This is a genomic window from Bifidobacterium sp. LCP19S3_E9 (assembly GCF_052121135.1).
GTDB lineage: Bacteria > Actinomycetota > Actinomycetes > Actinomycetales > Bifidobacteriaceae > Bifidobacterium > Bifidobacterium thermacidophilum.
In genome coordinates, this window is record NZ_JBQKEV010000007.1 from 1 (window position 1) to 26,476 (window position 26,476).

Sequence of the window (26,476 nt, forward strand, 5' to 3'; positions counted from 1 at the left end):
AAACACCCCGCACGGAAGCGGGGACCGGACTGGCAATCATTGACTATAAAGAAGTAGTACAGACACGCTCTTGAGTTCTCAAACCACCACCACACACCCGACAAAACCAACACCCCCAAGAGGCACCGGCCGGCGAGCGGCAGCAAGAGAACAACATACACCACCAACACCACCCACGCAAACCAACCACCCAACCACCACCCAACAAACCCTACAAAACACAAGCAAACACCGGCGTGTCGAAAACACCACACACCACACACAAAACAACACGACACCACCAGACCAACCAACCAAACACCCCACAACACCAGCACACCGCGCTTAGTCCCAGCTAAATCCAGTTGCCTTCATACCCATTGCCGCACTCCGAGCCAGATTTGCGTACCCCGACTATTCCCGATTCAATCAGTCAACGTCGTTTCGAGTGAACCATCCGACGGCGGTGCCCCAACTGCACATTTGAGTGACCCACTTTCTTTCGAATGCGGAAGGTAATCAAGCACCCCATACCAAGTTCCGCCATCATGTTCCGATGCTTCTCCCCGCGTATTCATCGCCTCCTGGCATGCCAGGAAATCCTGTTCACCGATGCGGTATTTTTGCGGGTACAGATGCTGCGGTGTTGCCTGCGCCTGAACGTAATAGCTTTCCGGCGTATGGTCAAGCAAATCATTGACAGCTTCAGTCGCACCGTGCCAAGTACCTTCTTCGTAGCTCACACTCGGCTTGGTGATTACAACTCGTTTCGGCATATCAAGAAGGGACGTCCAGGAGGTGTCGGACGGCGGATGGCATGAACAAGACAGCACACAGGATGGTGACGATTGCGCCGAATCTCAACACCCAAATGCGAGCTCGAGTATAGATTTCAGGCTGTTTTCGCCATCGAAGCGCGACCAGGACAGTGATGGCGGCAAACCCAATTGGCGTAATGCCGAACATGATGCTTCGCACGAATCTGTTGACAAATACTGACGCAATCATCCACGCGATTGTGACGGTGACGACTGCTGCAATCGGGATTTTGTAGGCGTTACGATTCTCGTCAGCGGCTTGTCTCCACCCGCGTTGTGCCGTCTGCTGCATCCGGGGAAATTCGATGCGGATCGGTTGGGAATCATCGTCAATCAAGGTATCAGCCGATTGGCGTTCTTAGTGAGAAACTTCGCCGTAGCCCGCTCTGCCAAATGACTCGTTCATCATGAACTCTTCCTCGAGTGGTTTGTTCGTTTCCCTCGTGCTCTTATACCTTTCTTGGTACTCGGCATCGCACATGGGTGCGCATCCCATTTTCGGCCTGGACATGCCATTATCGGCAACTGTCTGTATCGGCGTGTCGCGGCGATACGATGATACTCAATCCGGTTGCGAACCACCGCACTCGGAAGTAACGATGGTGCCCCACAAAGAAGGGGCGCAAGCAAGGGAACTGCGAGAATACGGCAGACCAGAATCGGCCAACACAGAAGGGAAAGATGATGGTTCAGCACACAATCCGGCATTGGGGTAAGCCGGCAGATGGGTCCGCGCGGACGCTGCGAGACGCCATGTATGGGGAAGCTGTCGGCGATGCATTGGGTGTCCCATTCGAGTTCAGGGCTCGCGGTACTTTCACATGCACAGGCATGGCATGGGACCGCGCGAATGGAAGCGTCGAAGTCGGAGGTGGAGTTGGGGCTTGGCACCAGCCCGTCGGCACATGGAGCGATGACACCGGGATGGCCTTGGCAACCTGTGATTCGTTGCGGGAGCTCGGCAGAGTGGACGTTGCGGATATGCGTGACAAGTTCATACGGTGGCGCGACAGCCAGGACTACAACGTTGACCGGCGATTCGACATAGGCGGTGCTACAGCGAGCGCACTCGCGAGCGGGCACGGATTGGCGGGCGAGCGCGACAACGGCAACGGCTCGCTCATGCGCATCGTCCCGCTGGCGTTCACGGATGCCGCCGACGACGAAATCCGCTCAGTGAGCGCGATTACGCACGCTCATCCGATAAGTTGCGAAGCATGCGTCACATACGTGCGGTATGCGCGGCTGTTGCGGGATGGTGCGTCACCGCTCGAAGCGTTGGATGACAAACGAGTCGCATACGGTTTGAGCGGAGTCGCTTCTAGAACCACCGCAGGAGTAGGGGCTGATGATTTGACGATCATCCCCAAACTGAATCGAAAGGACATTGCATCCAGTGGTTTTGTTGTCGACACCTTGGTGGCTGCGATCTGGTGTCTGGCCACCACCACGAGGTATGCGGATTGCGTGCTTGAAGCAGTCAATCTGGGAGAGGACACTGATACGACAGCCGCGGTAGCGGGTGGTCTTGCCGGAATCGTCTATGGTATTGGTGCGATTCCGGATGAATGGCTGCATCTGCTGCGCGGCAAGGATGTGATTGACCGTTGCATCAATCTTCGAGAAGACAACTGAACAGTGTGAATCGGCTTGCTTTACCGGTTGCGGCCTATCTGGAATGGGGTTGGCGATTCCACCGGCATGAGGGTCGAGATATATAGCGGGTGCCAGGATGTCATGGATAACCCCGACATCTTGATCCCGGGTGTCTCGGGCATCCTAGTCATCTCAGCCCCCTGATATTCCGGGCACCTCGGATATCTCAGATAAGCACTTCCTGCCCTCGTTAAATCTCTTCGAGCTGCTGCGAAGACAGGATGACCACGTCTCGACGTTGCCTCGCGATGATACGTCGATCTTCCAGGTATCGAAGCTTACGCGACAGTGTTTCCGGCGTGGTACCCAGATATGACGCAAGTTCCTTCATCGTCATCGGTATTCGGACACGCCGTGAGCCACCGGCGCTTTTCGACAGGTCGAGCAGATACGACGCAAGACGTTCCTCGACTCGCCCCATCGTGAGAAACTGCGTCTGTTCTTCCACCCTCACCATTTTGCTGGCGATGGTGGAGAGCAGTCGGATACTCAGCTGCGGATGCGCGTCCAAAAGACGCATAAAATCCCGGCGCAGCAGGACGCACACCATGGTGTCGGCGAGCGCTTCCCCGTACAGGTTCTCGTTGCTGGCACCGAACAGCTGGCTCTCGCCTTCGTAGCCGCCTGGTTCAATCACTCTTAACAGTTGTTCACGACCATTGGAGGTGATTCTATAGACCTTCATGCTTCCCCTGGCCACGATACTCAATTGAGGATCGGAGTGCGGGGAGAAAACGATATCGCCCTTATGAAAGGCGCGGAACTTGGTACTCCGTTGAATATTCAGCTGGTCTTCACCGCTGAGGTCTTGAAATAGCGGTACCAGTTGCACACACAAGTCTTGAGGCATGATATCGTCTCCTTCCCTTCATCGTGTGAGCCACTACCATGCAAGCTTCCTTGAGAACTGACAAGGATAACCTTCGACACGAAGCATCTTCGTGAGGCGGGTCCCATGCAATCATCTCACACGGTCGTTCTGCACACCATCCTCACGGGATGGACTGGCAGACCAGCCTGCGTGAAGGCCCGGACGATGCGCACAATCGTTCTGCAAAGCCGCCATCACGGGGCAGTCCTCACACTACCGTCCTTGCGAAACCAGCGTCCGAACGGGTTCCGTTTGCTGGATGACGATCACGGGGCAGTCCTCACACTACCGTCCTTGCGAAGCCAGCCTCATGGACCGGCACTGGAACATTCCAATGGCGGACTATGAATGGCAGACGACGAATAGCAGACCATGAATGGCAGGCCATGAATGCCGAACTGCGCTCACGAGACCACTCGCCTTGGACTGTTTACCGTTCAGGCTTGTTTACCGCGCACGTCCCTCGTCCGGGGATTCGCAGATGCGGTCCGGCATTCGCTGGAAGAGGTGAGGGTCGCCTTCCCCTCGTCCGGGGATTGGCAGATGCGATTGTTCATTGGCCGGGCAAGGCTTTGCCCATCGTGCGGTCATCTTCCTTCGTTCGCGGATTCGTAGATGCGATGCGCTTCCTCGAGCATACGGTAAGTTGCCGCAAGTGTGGGGCAAGCATCATCTGGAATCGTGTAGCCATTGGTAAGACTCCTGATTCGCGCGAGCTCGTCGCCGATCCGGGGCTGCGCACCATTCGCCAACGCAATCCGATCCCGAATGGTTTCGTAACGCTTGCGTATCTCGAACACTTCAGGATGATGCGTTCCATGCGCGCGCGTGATGGCGAGCGTACCCAAGTCAAGCTGCTCTGCATGGTCTGCGAGAAAGTCGGTGAATGCTGTCATAACTGTCCTTTCAAGTGGCTGAATTCATAGGTTCCGTGTGACTCATCCGATGGTGATGACGTGCATGCGTAATGGCACGGCAACGTCGAGCACCATACGTTTGTCGCTTATCACCGTTGCGCCGCGGTTTGAGTGGAAAGCACAGGATATCCGACCTTTTCGATGGCATGTGCAACAGTTTGTGCATCGGTGAGATCCTCGTCAAACCGGAACGTCACTTTGCTGTTCGCAAACGAGACGTGCACAGTATCCTGGTCGACTCCCGGCACGTTGCGTGCGGCAGCTTCGATCTTGAGCATGCACGACGGGCAGGTTAGCGTATCCAGTTTCAGTGTTGCGGTGTTCATCTTGGTATCTCCTTTCATGCCGGTGGTGTTCACCGACCGGTATCCCCGGCTGGCAGCCGGGACCATTGGTTATGCCACCACGGTATCGATAACGGACCGTGGCTGTCCTTGATAGGCATCAAGTTTTCTGATATTCCAGTGATGGGTTCCATGATTTCCGCCAGTCCGGTAACGCAGCAGTCGCATGCCGTTGAGAATGACCGCCAGTACACTCGCCTCGTGGACGAACATGCCCACGGCCATGGTGAGCCACGTGGTGAGCACCAGCCCGGACAGCAATAGCGCTACCGTACCCACTGCAATCGCAATGTTCTCGTACATGTTGCGTACCGTATGCTTCGCCAGGCCGTACGCGTGCGGCAGACGCGAGAAGTCGGAATCAGCGAGGACCACATCCGAGGTGTCAATAGCCACGTCGGCGCCATTTCCCATAGCGATGCCCACGTCCGCGAGCGCGAGGGACGGGCTGTCATTGATGCCGTCGCCGACAAACACCACACGGTGCCCATCGTCGCGCAAACCGGAAATGACCGCAGCCTTCTCATCGGGCAGCAAGCCACCGATCGCGCGGTCGAAACCGAGTTTCGCCGTCATGAGATCGACAGCACGCTGATTGTCCCCTGAAAGCAACACGATGGTTTTCGCGCCGAGACGACGCAGCCGTGCGATGTCTTCCGCCACGCCTGGGCGCAGACAATCGCGGATCCCAAGCAGTAGACGGATACTGCCATCGACGGCCACAGCCACAAGCGAATCCCCCTGCATTTCAAGCTCACTGGCATCCTCACGCATACTGGAAGTGAGTGCTATGCCATCGGCTTCCAGAAAGCGCGGACTGCCGACGAGAATCCGATGATTGTCATGTACGGCGCTGATACCGCCGCCTGTCACGACCGATACTTCGTCCACCTGTGGGACAGGAGTATCGCCGAAATGCTGCACGATGGCTTTGGCAAGCGGATGTTGAGACTGTGATTCAACCCCGACAAGGTACCGCACGACATCATCATGGGCTGGACCCGAACCAGCATCAAGAGCACTCGCATCGCGAACGGAAGAATCGCGAACGGAAGAATCGCGCGCCGCCACGTCTTTCGTTTCCTCGAAACCGCCAATATGCGCTCCGCCAGCCCCATTTCCCGTATCGTTTGCGACCGGCGTACCGTCATCGTCATAGCGTCTCACATCCGTCACCTGCGGCACGCCGACCGTAATCGTGCCGGTCTTATCGAACACAAACGTGTCGGCGGAGCTCAACCGGTGCGTCACCTCGCTGCCTTTGATGAGCACGCCGTGGCGCGCGCCGTTGCCGATACCTGCCATATTCGACACGGGTACGCCGATGACGAGCGCGCCGGGGCAGCCGAGCACAAGCATGGTGATCGCAAGATCGACACGACGCGTCACCAGGCCAACAATAACGGCGATAATGAGCACCGCCGGCGTGTAATACGTGGCGAAGCGGTCGATGAAGCGTTCCTCCTTGGATTTGGAGTCCTGCGCGTTTTCGACGAGCTCGATGATCCTGCCGAACGTAGTGTCCTCACCCACCATGTCGGCGCGGATGGTCAGCATGCCATCATCGAGCAGGGTGCCGGCGGAGGCGCTCGACCCCGCGGCCTTGTCAACCGGGATAGGCTCGCCGGTAATCGCGGATTCGTTGACGAGCCCAGTGCCCGACATCACGGTTCCATCGACGGGAATACGATCACCGGTCGTGACCTTGACAATGTCGCCGACATGCACATCGTCGACCGGAACGGTTTCGAAAGTGCCGTCGGCGCGGCGGACCGCGGCGGATTGCGGCGCCATATCGGTGAGAGCGCTGATTGCCGAGCGCGTCTGGTTCAACGTGTATCGCTCGATCTGCCCGCCGACGAGGAACAGGAATGTGACAATGGCTGATTCGTCCCAGCTGCCGATGAGGAAAGCACCGAACACGGCGATGCTCACGAGCACGTCAATGGACATGACCCTGACGCGCAACGCCTGCACCGCCTGGATGAGAATGGGCAGCACGCCGATAATCGATGCGATGATGAACGCCGCGGCGTAGGCCGGCTGCGAGTGGAAGGCGAAACGTGCGACCAGGCCGGCGGCGATGAGCACGCCACTGATGATGGTGAGCTGCGGCTTGTGCCGCAGGATGAAGCTCTGCATGGGCGGGGCCTCCTTTCGTGGTGTCTTTCGTGTTGTCTGATGGTGCCCAAGATACGGGCGACGCGCCGGGAAAACATTGACTGCCGTCAAGTTCGGGAAATTCTTTTGGGATTGTTGAGAGGAGCGGAGCGAGGCTGGTAGAGCGGTGCTGTGAGGTTCGAAGCGTCCAGCGCCCTTCGCGCCGGAAGTCTTCCCCACCCGTCCATACGGACACCCGCGCGATTCCGCCGGCGTAAAGGCAAAACCGCATGATTCCGCGATTTTCCAGTATCCGCATGTGTTCGATACGACGCGCTAACACCTGTCTGCCGGTTTGTGGGGTCCCACGTCGGGAGACGCCGACGCAATTGCAACGTTTTTGGGCCCCATATGCTCACCCCACCCCGGAAAACGACCCCACAAACCGCGAAATACCCCTCCGGAACCGTATCGAACACCCCGGAATGCGGCTATGCGTCCACGATTCCTTCGCCGCGCGAAGCAGATCGTGCGAGACAATGGCTGTGCAGCGCACCCGTGAGCGAAGGAAACCTCATGAAGGCAGGAAACATCACCGGCTACTGGCCGCCCTGCGCTGACGAAACGGCGCGCACGCACGGGTACCGCCCGGTCAGCGAATGCGAGGCCGCCATCGCCGCGGGTGCCGCCGGCCCCTGTCACAGCGGCGAGTGCGGACTCGTCGATTATGGGATCGTCGAAGTGCAAAACAGCGATGAGATCGTGTCTGTCAACGACAAACATGCCCTAATAGAAATGCGGGAACTCATGCTTCTGGAGGACACGGTCTTCATGAGCCCTGTGACCTGCACCTGTGGAAAAGCGACGAGTCCATCGTGCAGGGCGCCAACGACCCAGTCGACGGTATATGCGGACCGGAAATCAACCCTGAAAACACCGAGATCATCCCGTATTCTGCTATCTGATCCTTGCGCGAGGACGAGCACAGCCGTCACCTCATCATCGAAATCGACGACGGCACCCAACATGCCATCACACTAGCCCCCAAGCCGGGGCTGCTCAATCTGGCGAGCCGCACCAAACGTCGCCATCAGCGCGCGGAGGAACTCGCCAAGCTCATCAACCAGCACCGGTAACCGCCGATACCGGGCGCGTCGACCGCTGCCGTACGCTCGACGCGCCCGTGCAGTGCAGATACGCCATTGGCTGTTTCCTAGTCTGCACGACACTCGCATTACGGCGATTTTCCCTTCTCGCGTTCCTCAACGCGACATTCTCCGCATCTGTCTGCTGGAAAAAAGTGTTGTAATCGACACTTTTCCGGTAATAAATGTCGATGTTGACACTTTTCGAGTTAGGGCGGTAGCGCTACAGTGCGGGCGTCCAGAAAAGGACCGATCGTATGGAACAAAGCATCACGTCAGACACGACAGCCGACATGTTCATGCACGCGCCGGAATTCCATCGCGCTCTTGATGACCATCTTGCACGATTGCGATAAGCAAGCTCACTTCCCCCGGGTAGACGCCCGGCTGCATCGCGAACAGATACCGCCAATCGATGTCAGCCAACCGATGTCAGCCAACAGGTCCGGTACCGATGGCATTCACCTGTCGTGCGACACCGCAATCGCATGATGGTCAGATACTGACCCCGCTCCGCCAACGACGAACCCTATCCTGCGGTTGTGAGACTCATACGTCACACAGCAAGACGATATCCCAGCCAAGTAGGTTGACTGCCACCGGTACATTGGCGCCTATGGGACCGGTCAGTCGCGCAACAGACAGATAGCGTCCCCGGCAAGCTGCCAACAGACCGCATCCCGCCGCCGTGCAACGGACCAGTCACGCAACAGGCAGATAACCAAGCCGAGCAGAGCATGCGGCAACGGCATTCAGCCGCCGTGTGGCATGTCAGTCGTACTGCGGGCAGATAGCGTTCCCGGCAAGCGATCAACGAACTGTACCCCGCCGCGGTGCGACCAGCCGATCACGCCACACGCAGATACCGGCGTTACCGCACGCATAGCGGTTCCACACGCACGACAGCTACCACACATACGGCACACGCGAAGCCCCGACACACATCGCGACACGAACAGCACGACACAACTAGCACGACACTGCGGGCAATTCCCCAAATTCCGCGACATTCCGCGGTATGCCAGCGAACGTACGTACCATCTCATAGGAATACGCGGACCGTCAGACCGGTCCGGCGGTCGCAGAGCATGACGAAGGGAGAGCCAATGAACCGGCCGGTGCTGTACACCGACTTCGACGGGGTGCTCAACGCGTTCCCTGACAAGGAAATCCAAGACAACGGCGGGGTCGGGCACACGCAATGGCTCGACGACAACGATCCACGTGCACAGCTCTATAGCACAGAACGCGCATTCGTGCTCACCGGCGATGACATCGTGTACACCCCGTGCGGCTACTATCGCATCCGCTGGTCGCGCAACATCGCACAGACCCTGCACCGACTCGCATCCGAAGGCAATATCGAACTCAACTGGCTGACGACCTGGCAACCATACTGCTCACGGATCCTCGACCCGCTGCTCGGTTGGGACCCGCACATCGAACACACCGCCATCTGGTACAACCCCATCTCATACGAACGCCGGTACACCGGAAAACTGAGTACAGTCTTCTCGCGCGTGCGTTTCGAAGCCACCCAAGCCGACCCATCGCCGGTCATCTGGCTGGATGACGAGGAATGCTATGAGACCGCGGCGGACAGAATCCGCGCACTCTCCCCCAAGGCGCCCGTCCTCATGGTGCGGCCGGACGCCCGGATTGGAATCAGCCGCCAGCAGTGGCGCATCATCCAGAAATTCATCAGGAAGCCTGAGACATTCCCCGAACTGACACTCGACGAGGAACCGACCATCCGCGAGTATCCAGGACATCTCGGGTTCTGATTTCACCCTCGGGCCAGCGTATGAAGTATGCCTCGCAGCCATCTGCGATATCTGCGAATCTTGCAGTACCTGCCGCATCGCATCTCGCGCATCAGGGTTCGGCACACCTCCAATCCCGGCAGATGCGTGCGCAGATTGCAGGCTGCGCGTGTGCGGAAGGGGCAGCAGACGGGGCAGATGGGGGAAATCAAGTGGCTCTGATCAAATCTGTAATCAAGGACCGATTCGCGGATTAGTCCGCGAATCCCAACCTTGGGCCCGGTCGGCCGAACCGGACGCATGCCCTGGAGTCATTACAAAACCACGGACCCACAAGACTCCAGCAATCCCAGCGCTTTTCGCACAGACCCGCCACCCATTCCCCTCTATGCACCAAATCGGAAATCAGAGACCTACCCGCGAATTAGTCCACGAATCTGGCACCGGCACCGCCGAACGGGCCAGGGCAAGGATTGATGTCCAGCCGGATAATGGCCGAATCACGCGATCCCGCACTCCCGCCTGGCACCGATATCCACGACTTCCCTTGGACTGGATTCGATATCAAGAACCAATCTGCGAATCAGTCCACGAATCCCAGCCTTGGGCCCGGTCTACCGAATCAGGCGTGCACAGGGGAATCATCCAAAACCCCGGAACCGCAAGACTCCCGGTAGTCCGGTGCATGGAAGCGGCCCGACAGCATCACCGGGCGCGGACTACATCCTAAATCAGAGTCCTATCCGCGAATCAGTCTTGGAATCTGGCACCAGCACCGCCGAAGAGACAAGGGCACGGATTTCAGCCCAGCAGGGAAATGGCGGAACCATGCGGATTTGTATAATCCCATACTCACACTCAGCATCGCCATCCGCCTCCTTTCCCGGACTGAATCCGCAATCAGGGACCGAACCGCGAATCAGCCCGCCCCACGGTGAGTAACCGGCTTGCAAAACACGCAGAACTTATTGGAATCACAAGAATATCGAGACAGCGTTCCATCCGGCAAGCTCACGTCCAGTTCTCCGGCGGCACCCGAATCCGATATCACGGACCGAACTGCGTTCCAGTCCGAAGATATCGGCGGTGCCACCGCACACGAGAGACAACCGCGCGCTAAGCGGCGTAGGTTGTCAAGTTGACTTGTACTGTCATCACTTTTTCTGGACAATTTCGTCGTTCATTCTGGACGGTTTGGGCTGTCCGGTTTCCTATTGGTGTTATTTAGCTGTTTCATCAGCGAGTGGGTGTTCCCATGAAATTCGCCATGGAACCTGATATGCACCCATGGCGGGCGGTATCCTGCCCCTGTTTCCTGTGGCGTGCATTTGGGATACGAGCGCGTCGAACGCCACACGCGTTTGGGCGCGATCTCACGCGCCCGTACGCAACCGAACACGCCTATTGCCACTACCTGAATCTCGCGCCACACGCTCGTATTACTCACACGCCCGCATTCCGCACACAGCCGCATGGAACGCCAAGCAATCAGGCCAAGGCCTAGGTCGGCGGCGCGCGGCGCGGCATCGCATTTCAGCTGGATAGAATGCCTCAAGTAATCACGCCTGCTCCAATACACAACACATCAAAACCGCAGAATTTGAGGTGTGTCTGAGAATTTGACACCGTGGTACAACTGTGTATCATATCAAGTAATGGTACACAGTTGCACCAGGTAGTTACCGACACGATTCCAAGGAGCAGCGATGTGAGGATCCGCTAGGTTGATACAACGATGTATCACACAGGCATTGGCAATCTCTTTGCCAACCAAATCACCAAAGAGATTGCCAATGACACTGCGGCATACATCGTCCATCAACCATCGCCGGGCTGTCATCCTCCCGGCATACGGCAGATCGCCACACGCCCATCCCCGAATCACTGACCGTCAGTCCAACACGCCGGCGGCCCGGCTGCCAAACGAGACATCGTACGTCCCGCCAGGCAGCGTTCCAGCAACAACCACAACAGAAGAAACAAACAGAGCAGTCAGAGGGAAACATCATGAACAACACACAGAAAGCCCTGGCGGCACTCACCGCGGCAGCAACCATCATCGGCCTCGCAGCCTGCGGAGGCAGTGACAGCTCCGCAAACAAAGGCGGAACCGGGGACGCCAGCAAGGCGAGCCTCGTCTTCTGGGGCTGGGATACCGGCCACACCATGACCAGCCTCATCCAGGACTTCCAGAAGGAAAATCCTGGAATCACCGTGAAGTTCAACAACACTGGCACAGCCGGCGACACCCAGACCGCACTGAGCAACGCCATCGCCGCAGGCAAGGGCGCCCCTGACGTGGTCATGCTCGAAGACCCGACCGTCACCCAGTTCGCCGTCACCGGAGACTTGGCGGATCTCAGCCAGTTCGGTGCCACCAAGCTCGCCGACGACTTCACCACAGGGCCTTGGAACAAACTCCAGTACAACAACAAGCCGTACGCCCTGCCCATCGATTCCGGCCCGGAAATGTTCTTCTACAATGACGCAGTCTTCAAGAAGGCAGGCATCGACGGCACCAAAATCAAGACGTGGGACGACTATTACGAAGCCGCCAAGAAAGTCAAAGCCATTGGCTCGTACATGACCAATAATGCGGGTTCCTCTGGAGAATACCAGCCGTTCACCGCGCAAGCCTGGCAGGCGGGCGCCCAGCCATGGAAGGTCAGCGGGGAGAACATCACCATCAGCATGACCAAAGACGCCGGCATGAAGAAGTATATCGCCTTCCAGCAAAAGCTCATCGACGAGGACCTTATCGACACGAAGACCACCAACTGGTCCGACAGCTGGAACCGCGAGCTCAACGACGGCACCATCGCATCGCTGACCATCGGCGGCTGGATGCCCATCAACCTCATGAACGGCGCCCCCGACCAGGCGGGCAACTGGCGTGTCGCCGCGCTGCCGCAATGGACAGAGGGCGCGAAGGCCGCAGCCGAGGACGGCGGTTCCGCACTCGCGGTTGTCAGCCAGTCCAAGCAACAGGCCGCTGCCTACAAGTTCGCCGAGTATCTCACCCACGGCAAGGGCGCGCAGACCATGGCCGACACCGGCACCTTCCCCGCCCTCAAGAGCATCCTGAACTCGAAGGACTTCACCGATCCGGACACTGCGGCGAACAAGAAGGTCAACGCGTACTTCGGCGGTCAGAACGTCAACAAGATCCTCGCCGAATCCGCCCAGCGCAAGGTCACCAAGTTCTCCTATCTGCCGTACAATCCGTACGCGCAGTCCAGCTTCGGCGACCAGATCTCCAAGGCGTACAGCAAGGACATCACCCTCAAGCAGGCCTTCGCCAATTACGGCAAGGCACTCACCGACCACGGCAACCAGCAGGGCTACACCGTGACCGACAAGGGCTGACACCCGACCGACACCAGACCTGCCCCGGCGGCAGTCGCACAGCCGCGCACGAGAGGCGGGAACAGCCCACAGCCGTCCCGCCTCTCGTCTTCCGCACGCGACACCGTCTTCCAAACGTTCGCAACACACGGAATCACACGGCATCCCAAACCAAACGCAACGACGCGTGGCTCGGGAGCCGCATCAATACAAGAAGAAGGAAATCATGACCCAAGCAGCAGCAACCGCAGCCGCAACCGCCCCGGCACAGCAATCCGCGAACGATGCACCGGTCAACAAGCACAAGGCCGATTGGCGCGGATGGAAATTCATGTGGCCATTCGCCGCGGTATTCATCTTCGTATTCATCATCCCCATCCTGTACGCCATCTACATCAGCTTCTTCCAGAAGCACATGATCGGCGGCACAAAATTCGTCGGATTCGCCAACTACATCCGCCTGTTCCATGACCAACAGTTCTGGAGCGCAGTCAGCCGCGTGGCGCTGTTCACCGTCGTTCAGGTGCCAATCATGCTGTTCCTCGCGGCGGCCATGGCCTTGGCCCTCGACTCGATGAAACTGCACGGCACGAAATTCTTCCGCATCTCCACCTTCCTGCCCTACGCGGTCCCCGCAGTCGTCTCCACCCTGATCTGGGGCTTCATGTACGGGGCGAAATACGGTCTCGTCGGCTCCTTCAACAGCACCTTCGGCACCCATCTCGACTTGCTCGCACCGAACGTACTGCTCGCCTCCATCGGCAACATCGTGACCTGGGAATTCACCGGCTACAACATGCTGATCTTCTACAGCTCGCTGTCCACCATCCCCCACGCCTTGTATGAAGCGGCATCGATTGACGGCGCAAGCGAATGGCAAACCATCAAATCCATCAAACTGCCGGAACTGAAAAGCAGCCTCGCCATCACCGTGATCTTCTCGATCATCGGCTCCTTCCAGCTGTTCAACGAGCCGTCCATCATGCAGAACATGGTGCCCGGCAACGCCATCAACACGTACTACACGCCCAACATGTACGCCTACAACCTCAGCTTCGCCGGCGGGCAAAGCAACTATGCGGCGGCGCTCGCAATCACGATGGCCGTCATCACCATGGTCATCGCCTACGTCGTCCAGCTCAAGAGCATGAAGGAACAGATGAAGTGACGCCCGCCCGTCCGCGCCCGGCAACGCGGCCGCAGCACGGACCCGCGCCGGCCTCCACTCATCCAAACAACAAAAAGGACCCATCATGAGCAACACAGCTTCAGTCAGCACCGTCAGCACACCGATTCAGCATCAACCGCAACCAGCCATGACCGCACGACAAGCCGAACGCGCCGCAAGGCAAGCGGAAAAGGCCCGCCAGCGCAGAGTAGCCAAAGACGAAGCCGCGGAACGCAAGCGCGCCGCAAAAGCCGGCTTCGCCAACGTGGCCAACCCGCGCCGAAGCACCCTGCTGACCCTCGTCTGCGGCATCTTCGCCGTCTACTGCCTCTTCCCCTTCGTCTACCTCGCCATCAACGCGACCAAGACGCAATCCGACTTCACCTCGACATTCGGTCTCGGATTCGGCCACACCTTCGCCCTGTGGGACAACATCAGAACCGTCTTCACTTACGACGGCGGAATCTTCGGACGCTGGCTGCTCAACACCCTGCTGTATGTCATTGCAGGCGCGGGCGGTGCGACCCTGCTGGCCATCATGGGTGGCTACGCGCTCGCGAAATTCCGGTTCCCCGGCCGCAAAGCCGTATTCGCCGTGATTATCGGCGCGATCTCCGTACCCGGCATCGCCCTGGCGGTCCCCCAATTCCTGCTGTTCGCCAAGCTCAACCTCACCAACACGCCCTGGGCGATGATCATCCCCTCGCTCATTAGCCCCTTTGGCCTGTACCTCATGTGGATTTTCAGCGAGCAGGCCGTACCGACCGAACTGCTTGAAGCCGCACGCGTCGACGGCGCCTCCGAGCTGCGCACCTTCTTCCAAGTGTCTTTGCCCCTGCTGTCGCCCGGCATTGTGACCACCTCGCTGTTCACCATCGTCGCCACGTGGAACAACTACTTCCTGCCGCTCATCATGCTCAAGGATTCCAACTGGTACCCGCTGACCATCGGTCTCAACCAGTGGAAGGACCAAGCATCCACCGCAGGCGGGCAGGCGATCCAGAACCTCGTAATCACCGGGTCGCTGATCACCATCATCCCGCTGGTCATCGCGTTCCTGTGCTTGCAGAAGTACTGGCAGTCCGGACTTGCAGCGGGCGCAGTCAAGGAATAGACGAGACGACCAGCCGACACAGCAATCAGCCGGATTGCCCGAACCCCAAGGCGGGGTGCAGCACCGAACCGCCGCACCCCGCCACCACCCAGCACATCGCACAGCACAGCATCGGAGCGTGATCATATGCGACGCACCTTCCAATGGCCAGCAGTACTCAACCCAGCAGCGCCCAGTCAAGACCTTCACGGCAACGAGACCGAAAGCAACGGCAAGCACCCCACACCGTCGGCGGCGAGCCGGCGCAACCGCATCATCTTCGGCGGCGACTACAACCCCGACCAGTGGCCGCAATCCGTGTGGGACGACGACATCAGGCTGATGCGTGAAGCACACGTCAACACCGTCGCTCTGGCAATTTTCAGCTGGGACCGCATCCAACCGGAAGAACACCGTTGGGATTTCGATTGGCTCGACCTGATTATCGATAAGCTCGGGCACGCCGGCATCGCCGTCGACCTCGCATCCGCGACCGCCACAGCCCCGTTATGGCTGTATGAAGCCCATCCGGAGGTCCTGCCCCGAGACAAATATGGGCATGTGGTTGGCCCCGGCGCTCGACAGTCCTGGAGCCCCAACAGCCCGGTGTTCCGTGAATACGCGCTCACCATGTGCCGCAAACTCGCCGAACGCTACGGCCGCAACCCCTACGTCGTCTCCTGGCATATGGGCAACGAATACGGCTGGAACAACCGCGAGGACTACTCCGATGACGCCCAGCGCGCCTTCCGCGACTGGTGCCGGCGCACATACGGCTCAATCGACGCGCTGAACGCCGCCTGGGGCACCACGTTCTGGGGACAGGAAATCCACGATTTCGACCAAGTGCTCATCCCGCGTTACATGGGCGCGGACGCGATGGTCAATCCCGGGCAGCAACTCGATTTCGAACGTTTCGGCAATGAAGCGCTCCTCGACTTCTACAAGGCCGAGCGCGACGCCATCGCGCAAATATGCCCGGACAAGCCGTTCACCACGAATTTCATGATTTCCACCGACCAATGCCCCATGGATTACGCGCAATGGGCGAGCGAAGTGGATTTCGTGTCCAACGACCATTACTTCCATGAAGGAGCCCTGCACCTGGACGAGTTGAGTTGTTCGGATGCGCTCGTCGACTCGCTGGCCCTCAACCGCCCATGGTATGTGATGGAACATTCCACCTCGGCAGTCCAATGGAAACCACTCAACGCGCGCAAACGCAAGGGCGAGCTCACCCGCGACGCGCTCGCGCACATCGGCATGGGCGCCGACGCCATCAACTTCTTCCAATGGCGCGCCTCGGCCTTTGGCGCCGAAGCCTTCCACTCCGCCATGCTCCCCCACGCGGGCGAAGACACCGCGCTCTTCCGGGAGGTCTGCACACTCGGACACACCCTGGAGCAGCTCGCGGACGCTGGGCTGACCGGCAGCAGACTGCAACGCAGCGACACCGCCATCCTCTTCGACGCGCAATCGCAGTGGGCGACGCGATCGCAAACCCTGCCGAGCCGCAAACTCGACCATTGGCATGACGTTCGTGACTGGTATCAGGTGTTCCTGAACACCGGCATGCGCGCCGACGTGGTGCCACTGGCATACGACTGGAGTGGGTACCACACCATCGTGCTACCCACCGTCTTGATGCTCAGCGATGCTGACACTCGCAGAATCCTTGATTTCGCGCAAGCCGGCGGCACAGTGGTCATCGGATATGCCACCGGACTGGTGGACGAGCACTTCCACGTCGGGCTGGGCGGATATCCAGGAGCCGGTCAGGGACTGTTGCGCTCCATGCTGGGGATTCGCGGCGAAGAGTTCAACATCATCGGACCCCAAGCCGATGGGGATGCCGACGCGATTGCATTGACGACGGTCAAGGCGGTTTCTGACCCCACCAACAGTCACACCACCGCAACGAGCCGATTGTGGCAGAACGTTATCAGCGTCACCGACCCGCATGCGCAAACGCTTGCCTTCTATCACGGCGACGCCGCCGACGATTGGGACCTGGACGGCGTACCGGCGATCACCCGCAACCGGGCCGGCAAAGGCATCGCGTATTTTCTGGGATGCGATCTTGACGTCAACGACCTCACAACGTTCATCCGTCTCAACTTCGACACGACGAACGCACACGCCAATCCGGACGTGCTTCACACCGTGCGTATCAGCGACACCGCCACCTTCGATTTCTACTTCGCCCGCGGCAAGCAAGGCGCGGAAATCAGCCAGGTATCGGGCGAGCCGCTCGTCATATTCCGTGGCACAGCCGGCTCCGGCTCATACACATTGCAGCGCAACGGCGTGCTCATCACCAGAACCAATCATCCGGTATCTGGCTCAAAGGAGTAACCAATCCGCACGATATCCCGACACATAAGTTAGAATCAGACGAAAACGGAGGCGATATGAGCGAATCAACACCGGGCAAGAAACGTGCGACCTTGCGCGAAGTGGCCGAAGAAGCCGGCGTCTCGCTGAAAACCGCCTCCAACGTCATCAACCATTCGGGACGCATGTCTGACGCCACGCGAGAGAAAGTCCAGAGCGTCATCGACAAGCTCGGATACCGCGTGAATGTCGCCGCGCGCAATCTCAACCGCGGCCACACCGGGGTCATCACGCTCGCCGTTCCCAGCCTGACCCCGCCGTATCTGTCAGAACTCGCCAATAAGGTCATCGATGCGGCTCGAGTCCGCGGATATTCCGTGTACGTGATCACCTACGCCGAAGACCCTGCAGCCGGCGTGCGCTCACTTCTCGCCAATTTCAACACCACCGTCTCCGACGGGATGATCCTGTCCGTTTCGGAAACCGATGATTTGGCCGAAGACGATCTTGACGTGGAATATCCCCTCGTCTGCCTCGGTGCCCGCTCCGCCCATGGCAAAGCCGACCATGTCACCACCGACGACGTGCAAGCCGCCAGACAGGCTGCCGGATTCCTGATCGACCATGGCTCAAGCCAACTCGCCGTAATCGGCGCCCGCAACGGTTCCAAGGATCCGGCGCTGGCATTGGAAGCGACAGAGGGCAACGCCCAGCTGCGTTTGCGCGGCGTACTTGAGGAATGTGCGGCGCGTGGGCTATCGCTCGACCCGCATCTGATCGGCGACACCGGCAAGGACTGGTCGATCGGTTCAGGGGCACGAATGGCACAACACCTCATCGACACCGGCATCCCGTTTGATGGAATCGTCGCATTCAACGACCAGCTGGCGATGGGCGCGCTGTTCACGCTCGCTTCCAATGGCATCGCCGTCCCCGGCGGCGTGCAGGTCATCGGGTTCGATAATATCGACGAAGCCGCGTATTTCCAGCCGCCGCTGACCACCATGGATTCGATGATTGACTGGATTGCGCCCACATCCGTCGAGCGAATCCTCGAGCGGATCGGCAGCGACAAGCCGATCAAGCCGAAGGATATCGTGCGCGCGACCCGGGTAATCCGCCGGGCGACCACCCGGGCGTAAGGCGATGGGCCGCCCGCGCCGCATCACCGTGCAAACAGCACGGCGAAATACACCAGCGTGACCACGACGCCGCCGATCAGACCGCCCAGATGGGCCCACATGTTGATTTCCTTATTCGTCAGGCCTGGTGCGATGCACAACGCCACGTTGAGCAGCACCGCTTTGAAGTCAAGGAACTGGTTGAGCCCGGGGACGAATAGCATCGCCACATAGACGCCCAACAGACCGCATATCGCACCGGAAGCCCCTGCGGACACCACATAGTATTCGCCACGGGATTTCTGGACCCGCCATGTCAGCAGGTTGCCGCACAATCCGGAAACGAAATACACCACCAGCATGAAGAGGGACCCGCCTAGCAGGCCCGAGCCGAATATCCGTTCAACCAGCACGCCCAAATTGAACAGGGAGAGCATATTACACGCCAAGTGGGTGATGCCGAAATGCACGAACATCGATGTGATCATGCGCCACCATTGGCCATGTTCGAGGTCCCAGACCGTCATCGCACCGAACCGGCGGGCGACGTCGATATTCGTGCTGCCGCCGGAGACGGTTTCGATGATGAACACGATGACGTTGATTGCAATCAGAACGAATGTCGCCGGGGCGATGGTCGCCGCCGTCTGGGCAATGGTGTCCATCGTGGGTCTCCTTCACTACGCGTTTCACCGCAACGGTCCATTACCGGAGCGGCGCGCCCCGTTCCGTACCCTCGGGTTTCAGGGACCGCCGGCATTTTCCGACTGCGGATATCTCGGTTGCGGATACCTCGACTGTACCGCCGGGCGGGGTCAAGGAACGGGCGGTTTGAGCCAGTGCGCCCAGGTCTTGTCCGGACTCAAACCACAGCAAAAGTCGCTGTGATTATGCCACCGCGAACTTCCCGACGCGGGAGTACAATGTCTTGCACGTCACCGCTTGACGTGCAGGCCATCCACACCCGTGTCGGCAACGCGAACGGGGATCGTCCAAGGTACAGGGAAGGAGGACGCCATGAACCGTCCGGTCATCTACACCGATTTCGATGGCGTCCTCAATGCCTTCCCCGACAGCAAGATCCAACGCCGCGGCGGAGTGGGGCACACCGGGTGGCTCAAGCCCGACGACCCACGCGCGTCCCTATACAGCAGTGACCACGCGTTTCCGCTGACCGGCAATCTTGTGGTCGAGGTGCCGCCCGGCAGATATCGTCTCCGCTGGTCACGCGAGCTGGCTGACGGGGTTCACAAGCTCGCCGTCGCGGCATAGTCGAACTGGCCTGGCTGACCACCCGGCAGCCGTATTGCGTCAACACTCTCGACCCTGCGCTCGGCTGGAATCCGGATATCGTACATACCGTACGCTGGTACAATCCCGTCACCAATCAGGGACGATTCTCCGGCAAACTCGACACGATATTCTCCCGCCTGCGCTTCGAAACCTACCAGGAAGACACGTCGCCAATCATTTGGCTTGATGACGAGGAATGCTACCCCGCGCGAGCCAAGTACATCGAAACGTGGAAGCCGGCGGCGCCCCTGCTGATGATCCGCCCGGACGAGTACCCGCCCGTCACCCTTGACGAGGAGCCAACCATCTGCGCCCATGCCATGCATCACGGCTTATAACACCGCTTCTCCGCCTGATACTCGCGTTCCCGGCAGATTAGCGTATGCACGCTTCATATTCATCGCATCCGCTCCCGCCGGCGACGCCATACGCCGTATCCGACACCCACGCCGACAACAAGACCCGCCGCGGCGAGCGCACTCCAACGAAGTACACGCGCCGTCGCCCCTTGCGACGATGACGGCATGTCATCCCCATCCCGGGCAGAAGAGGCGTTTGGCACACGTACCCCAGAAACCAGCAGACGATGCGTATTGACGCCGTATGGAGTGCAAGTCATCAGCGTCACACGATCCTCAGTGCCGGAGATCCGTAATATCGCAGTGTCTTCCGGCTTGATCACCGTCACCCGGTCGACGCGGTAGGCCATGGTCGCGCCAAGCACCGTCAAGGAAAAACGGTCACCGACAGCCATCTCATCAAGCCTGGTGAACATGGATGCCCCGGCAAGCCCGCGATGGGCGGTAATCACCGCATGGGTCGATGTGCCGCCCACCGGCAGGCTTGTCCCCATCAGATGCCCGGCACCGGCGGACAACACATCCGATGACGTGCCGTGCCTGATTGGCAGATGGACTCCTATCGACGGAATCGAAATGACGCCCATCACTCCGTCCGGGGTTGCAAGCGCCGACCGGTACGCTTCGGCGGCATGACTGTCCGGGGCGACACCGAGCGTCGGCTGTCCGCTTGCCGCCAGCCAACGGTTATATGACTGTGCTTGGGCGAGTGCCCGGTCGCGTTTCGCGCTCGGCCATGCCGCCACGGCACGTTCATGGTCGTTCGCCGCTGCGGCAAGACGTCCCGTTGACCATGCGCGCACAGCCGGCGGGAGCAGGATCAGGCCGATTGCCGCGGCGAGGAGCAGCGCCGCCACGATCCGCATGACGATGATTCGTCGTTTCACCGGCATGCCCCGCATGTGCACGCCGCCCGCATGGCTTCGATGGTACGTTCGAGTTCCACGATCCGGCGGATTTGCTGGGAAATGAGCAAGTCACGCAAATCTTCCGATTGCCGCCTGTCTGCTTGTGCTTGATGGGCGGCAGACGCGCGGAGATTGGGGGCTGAATTCGAATTTCGGGCAACGCTCATGGGCGATGTTGCCGCCGCCGAAACCATCCGCGTCGAAGATGCGGCAGGCATGGCGGACACACCAGACGCGGACGGAAGACTCGACGCCGCGCTCCTCCTCCCGTTGACGCCGGCACCCGCCCGCATATGTGTCTGCGCCTGGCGCCAACGGTCGAGATCCCGCTCGTACGCCTCATCTTCAGCAAGCTGTTCAGGCGTCTCCTCCGTGCCGATGTTGCGCCACCGGGCGATGCACCGCTCAATCCGCTTGTATCCGATCAGGGCGGAATCCAAGCCGGCTTCGCGGAAAATCCGCGCCGGCGATTTGCCTCGCCGATATTGGCGCATGCAGACGCGCTTGAACGCTTCCGTATACCGTATTCTGCCTGCACTGACCGCGACTACTGCCGGAAGGGATCGCAGATATCGCAGCTCTTCCGCGGTGAATGTGCCGTCCGGCAGGTCCAGCCGTTGTCGAGCATGGCTGAGTTGTCGCAAAACCAGCAGGCGATGTGGCGCTGTTCGCGTCATCGTCGTCTCCTTTTGTTCACGTTGGTAACGGTGTTCATTTCCGGTTCGGTGCCGGCCGGCGGGGGAAGCCGGCCGGCAACCGCCCCGGAACGGCATTGGGGCAGCATAGTACCTAATGAAGCCTGAATATAAGCCCCGGGCGTACATCCGAACAGCACACCGTGTGCGATTGTGTTCGATTGCATGGCCTCGGCAGCTTCATCGGCTTGGGCCGCCCCGCACGCCATCACATGCGTCGTTCCATCCTGCGGATGATGGCAAGCGAGACGCCGGCAAGCGCCAGAAGCACCGCCGCCGAACCCGCAATCACCATGCCACCTGCCGCACCGGTCAACGGCAGTTCGGTCAACGATTTGACGTTGCGCACCCGGATGGCGCCGTCCTCGTCCGCAGTGACCAAATCATACGGGTCGAGTCCGGTGTCGCTGAAGGTGACGACCGTACGCTGGCCTGTGGCATCGTAGGTGAGTGTCACTTTGAACGAACCGGTCACCTGCGCGGCCCCGTCGGCGACACGGGTCTCACGCACGGTGTACGTGCCGTCCTCCAACCCGGAGAAGGTGACCCGCCCATGCTCATCGACATCCGCCGCATAATCCTTGTTGTGCATCTGCACCGGCTTGCTGTTGTCCGCGTCATACAGCGTGAAACGCGCACCGGTCACGGTGGAGCCGTCCGCGAAATACTTCTCGAATTGGAAGGTGTTGGTGTACACGTTCACTGTGGTGGATTTCCCGGACGCCACGCCACCTACGGTCACTTGGGCGCAGTTACCGGCCACCTGGTCGTCAGCGGCATAGTCGTTCACGGTAGCCTTGTAGGTGACGGTGAACGCTTCTCCCGCGGCGCTTTGGATGGTGTCCAGCACGCTGCGGGCGATGGTGACGGTGAAAGTCGGGGCGGACCCGTCCCCCACACCCTTGCCATCGACGGATTGCTCCGCCGGATCGACGGTGTAGTCGGCGGCCGGCAGGGCAGTGCCGTTCTTGCCGTATGTCACGGTGATATTGCTTTTCGAAGTGTCGATGCTCAACCCGCGGCTCGCGTAATCCTCGAACACGTAGGTGAAATCATCGCCCTTGCCGGTCGTCGACGGGACGGTTCCAGTGATGTGGTAGGTTAGCTCGTCGCCCACCCGAACGGTGCCCTGTTGGTCGCCGGTCACGGTTTTCGTCGGTGGGGTGCGATACGCCTCGTTTTTCACGATGACGCTGCCGTCGGTCTTGAAGATATCGTGCTTCGTGCCGACCAGCATGGTCAGCGAGCGCACGGATGCGGGCATGTCTGTGACGCCGTCGGGCAGTTTTTCCGTCACATCGACGATCGCGTACAGTCCACCTTGCAGACCAGTGATAGCCAGAGGGTCTTGCGTTGCAGTGTATTGTGTGCCATTTGTCTTGACATAATCGGCGAGCGCGTCGGCGAACAGGCGCGAACTCGCATCTGCGGCCCACGGGAAGGTGGTGCTCTGGTCGATCGGGTTGCCGCTGACGGCCTGCGCCCACATGAGCGGGTCGGCGCCTTCGGGCGCTTCCTGTTGCAGCGCTGCTTTGATGGCCTCGCGGACCGCGGAGTCGGCTTGGCTTACGGTGGTCAGTTCGGCGGAATCGTCACCGTTGAATGTGGCGATAGGCGCGACGGCGAAGGTATGACCGATGATTTCGCCTCGTGTACCGGCTTGGATGATGATTGATTTGTCGTTTTCCGCCGCAATAGCCGGACTCGGGGTGAGCGCCGCCGTTCCGAGCCCGATGATGCCGAGCAACGCCACGCCCGCCGCTGCAATCGAGCGAATCGGCGATGGCTTGTCTCCCGACGACGACGATGGATGGCTTGTTCTGGACGAGGCCTTGTTCCAGGCCTGCGAAACGATATGTATCAGGGATGTCATGATTCCTCCTCCTGCGGTGTGTTGCTAGTCACGGTGGGCGTGAACTTGAATATGGTCTGGGCTACAGCGGTGTGCATCCGTGCTGCGGCGGCGAGCGCGGGGCGCCGGATTGGCGTTCCCGACCGGCGTGAAACGCATGGTTCTCATATATTCGGCTCTTTGTGGCCATCCGGCTCAGCGCACTGAGCGCACTCGCCAGGTGAATCGGACGAATCTGGCGTATCGGACGAATCTGGTTCATCGGACGCTCCTTTCGGCGACGCGCCTGCGGGAACGCTTCAGAATCCACACGCCTGTTCCGGCGAGCGGCAATCCGACGGCAAATGTCAGCCAAGGACGGTCCAGATGGATACCGGAGGCGCCGGTAAGCGGAATCTGGTCAGCGAGAGCGAGGGACGCGGTGTTGACTATCGTGCAGGTGGCGTGCATGCCGGGCGCGATTGCCACATCACCTTCGGACGAGACGCTGAGCGGGTTGCCAGCGGCATCCGCGCATGCCCAGCTGCCGGACTCGTATCGCGCGTAATTCTGGTATGGTTTGCCGTCTACGGTGTAGTCGTCATTGTGCGTTTCCGCCAGACGGTAGGTTCCCGGTTCGACCGTCTTCGCGGGCAACGCAGCGGTATGCTCGTTCTCGGGTTCGGATGGCGCGGCCGGGCTGATTCCGCTTCCGCTTGCCGCATCCCCAGATGACGCTCCCGGTTGTGGGGCGGAGGCGGAGACCAACGATGCCGACAGATTCCAGGCGGCCGGCCGCGCGGGAGTGTAGGCGGTCGCGTTGGTGTTGTCCACGGTTTTTACGAGCGTCAAACTCGGCGCAGCGACCTGTACGACCGGCCTCGCGTATGCCGCGGTCAGTTCGTCGGACACGCTTTCCTCGCTGCTATCCCCGCTGACGGTGAGCGTGACAGTCTTGTAGCGCAACAGTGCCGAGCCTTCCGCATTCGAGAAGAATCCGGGCTGCCCGGAGCTTGTAGCGTTGCCGGGAGCATCGGTCAGTTCGTCTCCGGTGTCCGGGTACTTGCCTGTTTCGATGAAACTCCGGTATGCCGCCGCGGTTGGTGTGATGTCAATGGATACACGGTAGGTGGTTTCCGGGTCCAAGGTCTTACCATCGGGCATGTGCAAGGTCAGGGTCCCCGTCGTCTGGTCGAAGGCGGTAACCATGCCGTCGGTGGATACCGCCGAGCCGTCCGCCTTGCTGGCGCTGATCTGCGGGGTGACCACCGCGTCGGCACCGGTGGCGGGCGACCCGTCGTCGTCCAACGCGACCACCCATGAGGACAGGGTGTCGCTGATACTCACATCACGGTATCGGATGGTGGATGTGATGATCATCGCGATATCGTCGAAGGCATCCGCAAGACTGTCCGGATCCGTGCCCGAATAATGGACACCGTTGGCCGCAGTCGCCAACGCCGCCATATTCGTCTCCGCGGCTTTGCCGGCGCTCACCGTGAACAGGGCCGTCCCGTCCGCACGCTTGTTGGACTCCGCGACGGCCGCATCGAAGCAGCGGCCGTCAGGATCGGAGCTGCCGTTGCCGTAGACGCCGTACCGGTTGTTCCAGTCATCGCCGCCCATGGCAGACGTGCGGAAGGTCGGCGAGCCGTCTGAAAGCATAACGATATATCGGCGATCGGCAGTACTGCCGTTCAGCAGGGTGTTCGCGGCATGCATGCCGGCCTCCCAGTTCGTGCCACCGCCGGTGGACGATGACGCATCCAGCCCTTCAAGCGCCGTGGACAGCGCGGCCGCGTCGCCGGTCCATTGGCTGCCATTCATGGGGACGATACTTGCGTTGGTATCAAAATCAACCAACGCGATGCGCACATTGCCGCCGATTGACGGGTCGAGTAGCGTCGCGGCGAGCCGTTGCGCCGCCTGCGTGACCACCTGCCATCGGGTCAGGCACGTGCTTGGCCAGTGGCAGTCAGGATCCTCATGTTCCGCCATACTGCCCGAGGAATCCAGCACAAGAACCACATCGGCGCTTTTATGATCGACGCCGCCGCTGGTGCTCTCTGCACCGGTAACGCTCAATGTGAGCCGATACCGCTCATCGTCGAGGCGTTCGATGGTTTTTGTGTGCTCCGGTTCAGGAAGTTGCGCAGTCGCGCGGTCTGCCGCGGGGCGTGCCGTCGGTTGCGCGCCTGCCTGTCGGGAATCGGCCTGTGCCGAGCTTGTTTGCGCCGAACTGACCATCGCCGATTCGGCCTGTGCCGAGCCGGCCCGTTCAGCGGCATTCACGGACGCTTCACCCGGCAGCGCCCAAACCGCCATTGCAAATAATGTCAATACGCATACCACGAATGCACAGATGGCGCGATACCGATAATCGGCACGCCGGCCATGCTTCGCGATTCCCGTCGTATCGCCATCCCGTCGTCGTGTCATGGCTCCTCGCTTTCCCTCCTCAGACGCGGCTTCCGTGCCGGAGACCGCCCGTTCAGTGGTCGATAGCGGCAGTGTAAAATCCGCGCCACGCTGCGCGGAACCCCCATATTCACCCCGAATCATGGGGACGGGGAGACTTCTCCCCCGTCAGACTTGCCCACTGGCATGGTTCTGGCGACTTGCGATACTCCCCCGTTCACCCCTTGATTCCGCGGATTTTTCCCCTATCTCACGTATTTGTCCGAATCTTGGACACTCAGTGACTCGGAAGATCTCATGCTGGTCAAGGACTCACCG

General features: G+C 59.9%; 21 protein-coding genes. 9 read left to right on the forward strand and 12 right to left on the reverse strand.

Annotated features, from left to right (window positions below; genetic code table 11):
* Positions 1 to 404: 404 nt before the first annotated feature.
* Complete coding sequence (locus ACTQYB_RS04950; RefSeq protein ID WP_441482238.1) at positions 405 to 722, reverse strand: hypothetical protein; 318 nt, start codon at positions 720 to 722, stop codon at positions 405 to 407.
* Between the two features lie 34 nt (positions 723 to 756).
* Positions 757 to 1,134: a hypothetical protein gene (locus tag ACTQYB_RS04955; protein WP_441482237.1), complete on the reverse strand. Its 378-nt coding sequence runs from the start codon at positions 1,132 to 1,134 to the stop codon at positions 757 to 759.
* Positions 1,135 to 1,550: 416 nt separating this feature from the next.
* Between ACTQYB_RS04955 and ACTQYB_RS04960 the strand changes: the two genes are divergently transcribed.
* The gene (locus ACTQYB_RS04960; protein WP_441495910.1) at positions 1,551 to 2,432 is read left to right on the forward strand and encodes an ADP-ribosylglycohydrolase family protein; all 882 of its coding nucleotides are present in this window, start codon (positions 1,551 to 1,553) and stop codon (positions 2,430 to 2,432) included.
* Between the two features lie 211 nt (positions 2,433 to 2,643).
* Here the strand turns inward: ACTQYB_RS04960 and ACTQYB_RS04965 are convergent, their stop codons facing one another.
* The 4 genes from ACTQYB_RS04965 to ACTQYB_RS04980 form a co-directional block, all read right to left on the reverse strand.
* A complete protein-coding gene (locus tag ACTQYB_RS04965) occupies positions 2,644 to 3,303 on the reverse strand; it encodes a Crp/Fnr family transcriptional regulator (RefSeq protein WP_441482235.1) in 660 nt (219 codons plus the stop codon).
* 608 nt (positions 3,304 to 3,911) lie between these two features.
* Complete coding sequence (locus ACTQYB_RS04970) at positions 3,912 to 4,220, reverse strand: iron-sulfur cluster repair di-iron protein, ric (protein WP_321046307.1); 309 nt, start codon at positions 4,218 to 4,220, stop codon at positions 3,912 to 3,914.
* Between the two features lie 110 nt (positions 4,221 to 4,330).
* Complete coding sequence (locus tag ACTQYB_RS04975; protein ID WP_441482234.1) at positions 4,331 to 4,600, reverse strand: heavy-metal-associated domain-containing protein; 270 nt, start codon at positions 4,598 to 4,600, stop codon at positions 4,331 to 4,333.
* A 36-nt stretch (positions 4,601 to 4,636) separates the two neighbouring features.
* The gene (locus ACTQYB_RS04980; protein ID WP_441482233.1) at positions 4,637 to 6,727 is read right to left on the reverse strand and encodes a heavy metal translocating P-type ATPase; all 2,091 of its coding nucleotides are present in this window, start codon (positions 6,725 to 6,727) and stop codon (positions 4,637 to 4,639) included.
* Between the two features lie 926 nt (positions 6,728 to 7,653).
* Here ACTQYB_RS04980 and ACTQYB_RS04985 point away from each other — a divergent pair.
* From ACTQYB_RS04985 to ACTQYB_RS05015, 7 genes are all read left to right on the forward strand, one after another.
* Positions 7,654 to 7,821 (forward strand): hypothetical protein, encoded by a 168-nt coding sequence (locus ACTQYB_RS04985; RefSeq protein WP_441482232.1) that lies wholly within the window; start codon positions 7,654 to 7,656, stop codon positions 7,819 to 7,821.
* Between the two features lie 1,115 nt (positions 7,822 to 8,936).
* On the forward strand, positions 8,937 to 9,614 hold the full coding sequence (locus ACTQYB_RS04990; RefSeq protein ID WP_441482231.1) for a hypothetical protein: 678 nt from the start codon (positions 8,937 to 8,939) through the stop codon (positions 9,612 to 9,614).
* A 1,986-nt stretch (positions 9,615 to 11,600) separates the two neighbouring features.
* Positions 11,601 to 12,959 (forward strand): ABC transporter substrate-binding protein, encoded by a 1,359-nt coding sequence (locus ACTQYB_RS04995; protein WP_441482230.1) that lies wholly within the window; start codon positions 11,601 to 11,603, stop codon positions 12,957 to 12,959.
* A 205-nt stretch (positions 12,960 to 13,164) separates the two neighbouring features.
* Complete coding sequence (locus ACTQYB_RS05000) at positions 13,165 to 14,106, forward strand: carbohydrate ABC transporter permease (protein ID WP_441482229.1); 942 nt, start codon at positions 13,165 to 13,167, stop codon at positions 14,104 to 14,106.
* Positions 14,107 to 14,254: 148 nt separating this feature from the next.
* A complete protein-coding gene (locus ACTQYB_RS05005; protein WP_441482240.1) occupies positions 14,255 to 15,220 on the forward strand; it encodes a carbohydrate ABC transporter permease in 966 nt (321 codons plus the stop codon).
* Positions 15,221 to 15,346: 126 nt separating this feature from the next.
* Complete coding sequence (locus tag ACTQYB_RS05010) at positions 15,347 to 17,554, forward strand: beta-galactosidase (RefSeq protein ID WP_441482228.1); 2,208 nt, start codon at positions 15,347 to 15,349, stop codon at positions 17,552 to 17,554.
* Positions 17,555 to 17,610: 56 nt separating this feature from the next.
* On the forward strand, positions 17,611 to 18,675 hold the full coding sequence (locus tag ACTQYB_RS05015) for a LacI family DNA-binding transcriptional regulator (RefSeq protein ID WP_441482227.1): 1,065 nt from the start codon (positions 17,611 to 17,613) through the stop codon (positions 18,673 to 18,675).
* A 23-nt stretch (positions 18,676 to 18,698) separates the two neighbouring features.
* On the opposite strand, the gene ACTQYB_RS05020 is transcribed toward ACTQYB_RS05015, so the two are convergent.
* Entirely contained in the window at positions 18,699 to 19,319 is a 621-nt protein-coding gene (locus ACTQYB_RS05020; protein WP_441482226.1) for a rhomboid family intramembrane serine protease, read from the reverse strand.
* A 352-nt stretch (positions 19,320 to 19,671) separates the two neighbouring features.
* Here ACTQYB_RS05020 and ACTQYB_RS05025 point away from each other — a divergent pair, with 352 nt between their 5' ends.
* Positions 19,672 to 19,926, forward strand: a complete 255-nt coding sequence (locus tag ACTQYB_RS05025) for a hypothetical protein (protein WP_441482225.1) — start codon at positions 19,672 to 19,674, stop codon at positions 19,924 to 19,926.
* Here ACTQYB_RS05025 and ACTQYB_RS05030 read toward each other — a convergent pair.
* The 5 genes from ACTQYB_RS05030 to ACTQYB_RS05050 all read right to left on the reverse strand — a co-directional run bounded on the left by ACTQYB_RS05030 (position 19,902) and on the right by ACTQYB_RS05050 (position 26,065).
* Positions 19,902 to 20,264 (reverse strand): hypothetical protein, encoded by a 363-nt coding sequence (locus ACTQYB_RS05030; RefSeq protein WP_441482224.1) that lies wholly within the window; start codon positions 20,262 to 20,264, stop codon positions 19,902 to 19,904. The genes ACTQYB_RS05025 and ACTQYB_RS05030 overlap by 25 nt on opposite strands.
* A gap of 80 nt (positions 20,265 to 20,344) precedes the next feature.
* Complete coding sequence (locus ACTQYB_RS05035) at positions 20,345 to 21,199, reverse strand: class C sortase (RefSeq protein WP_160249010.1); 855 nt, start codon at positions 21,197 to 21,199, stop codon at positions 20,345 to 20,347.
* Positions 21,190 to 21,891 (reverse strand): HTH domain-containing protein, encoded by a 702-nt coding sequence (locus tag ACTQYB_RS05040; RefSeq protein WP_321046313.1) that lies wholly within the window; start codon positions 21,889 to 21,891, stop codon positions 21,190 to 21,192. Before ACTQYB_RS05040 ends, ACTQYB_RS05035 begins: the two co-directional genes overlap by 10 nt.
* Before the next feature lie 226 nt (positions 21,892 to 22,117).
* Positions 22,118 to 23,782, reverse strand: a complete 1,665-nt coding sequence (locus tag ACTQYB_RS05045; RefSeq protein ID WP_441482223.1) for an isopeptide-forming domain-containing fimbrial protein — start codon at positions 23,780 to 23,782, stop codon at positions 22,118 to 22,120.
* Positions 23,783 to 24,019: 237 nt separating this feature from the next.
* On the reverse strand, positions 24,020 to 26,065 hold the full coding sequence (locus tag ACTQYB_RS05050) for a DUF7604 domain-containing protein (protein ID WP_441482222.1): 2,046 nt from the start codon (positions 26,063 to 26,065) through the stop codon (positions 24,020 to 24,022).
* Between the last annotated feature and the right edge of the window lie 411 nt (positions 26,066 to 26,476).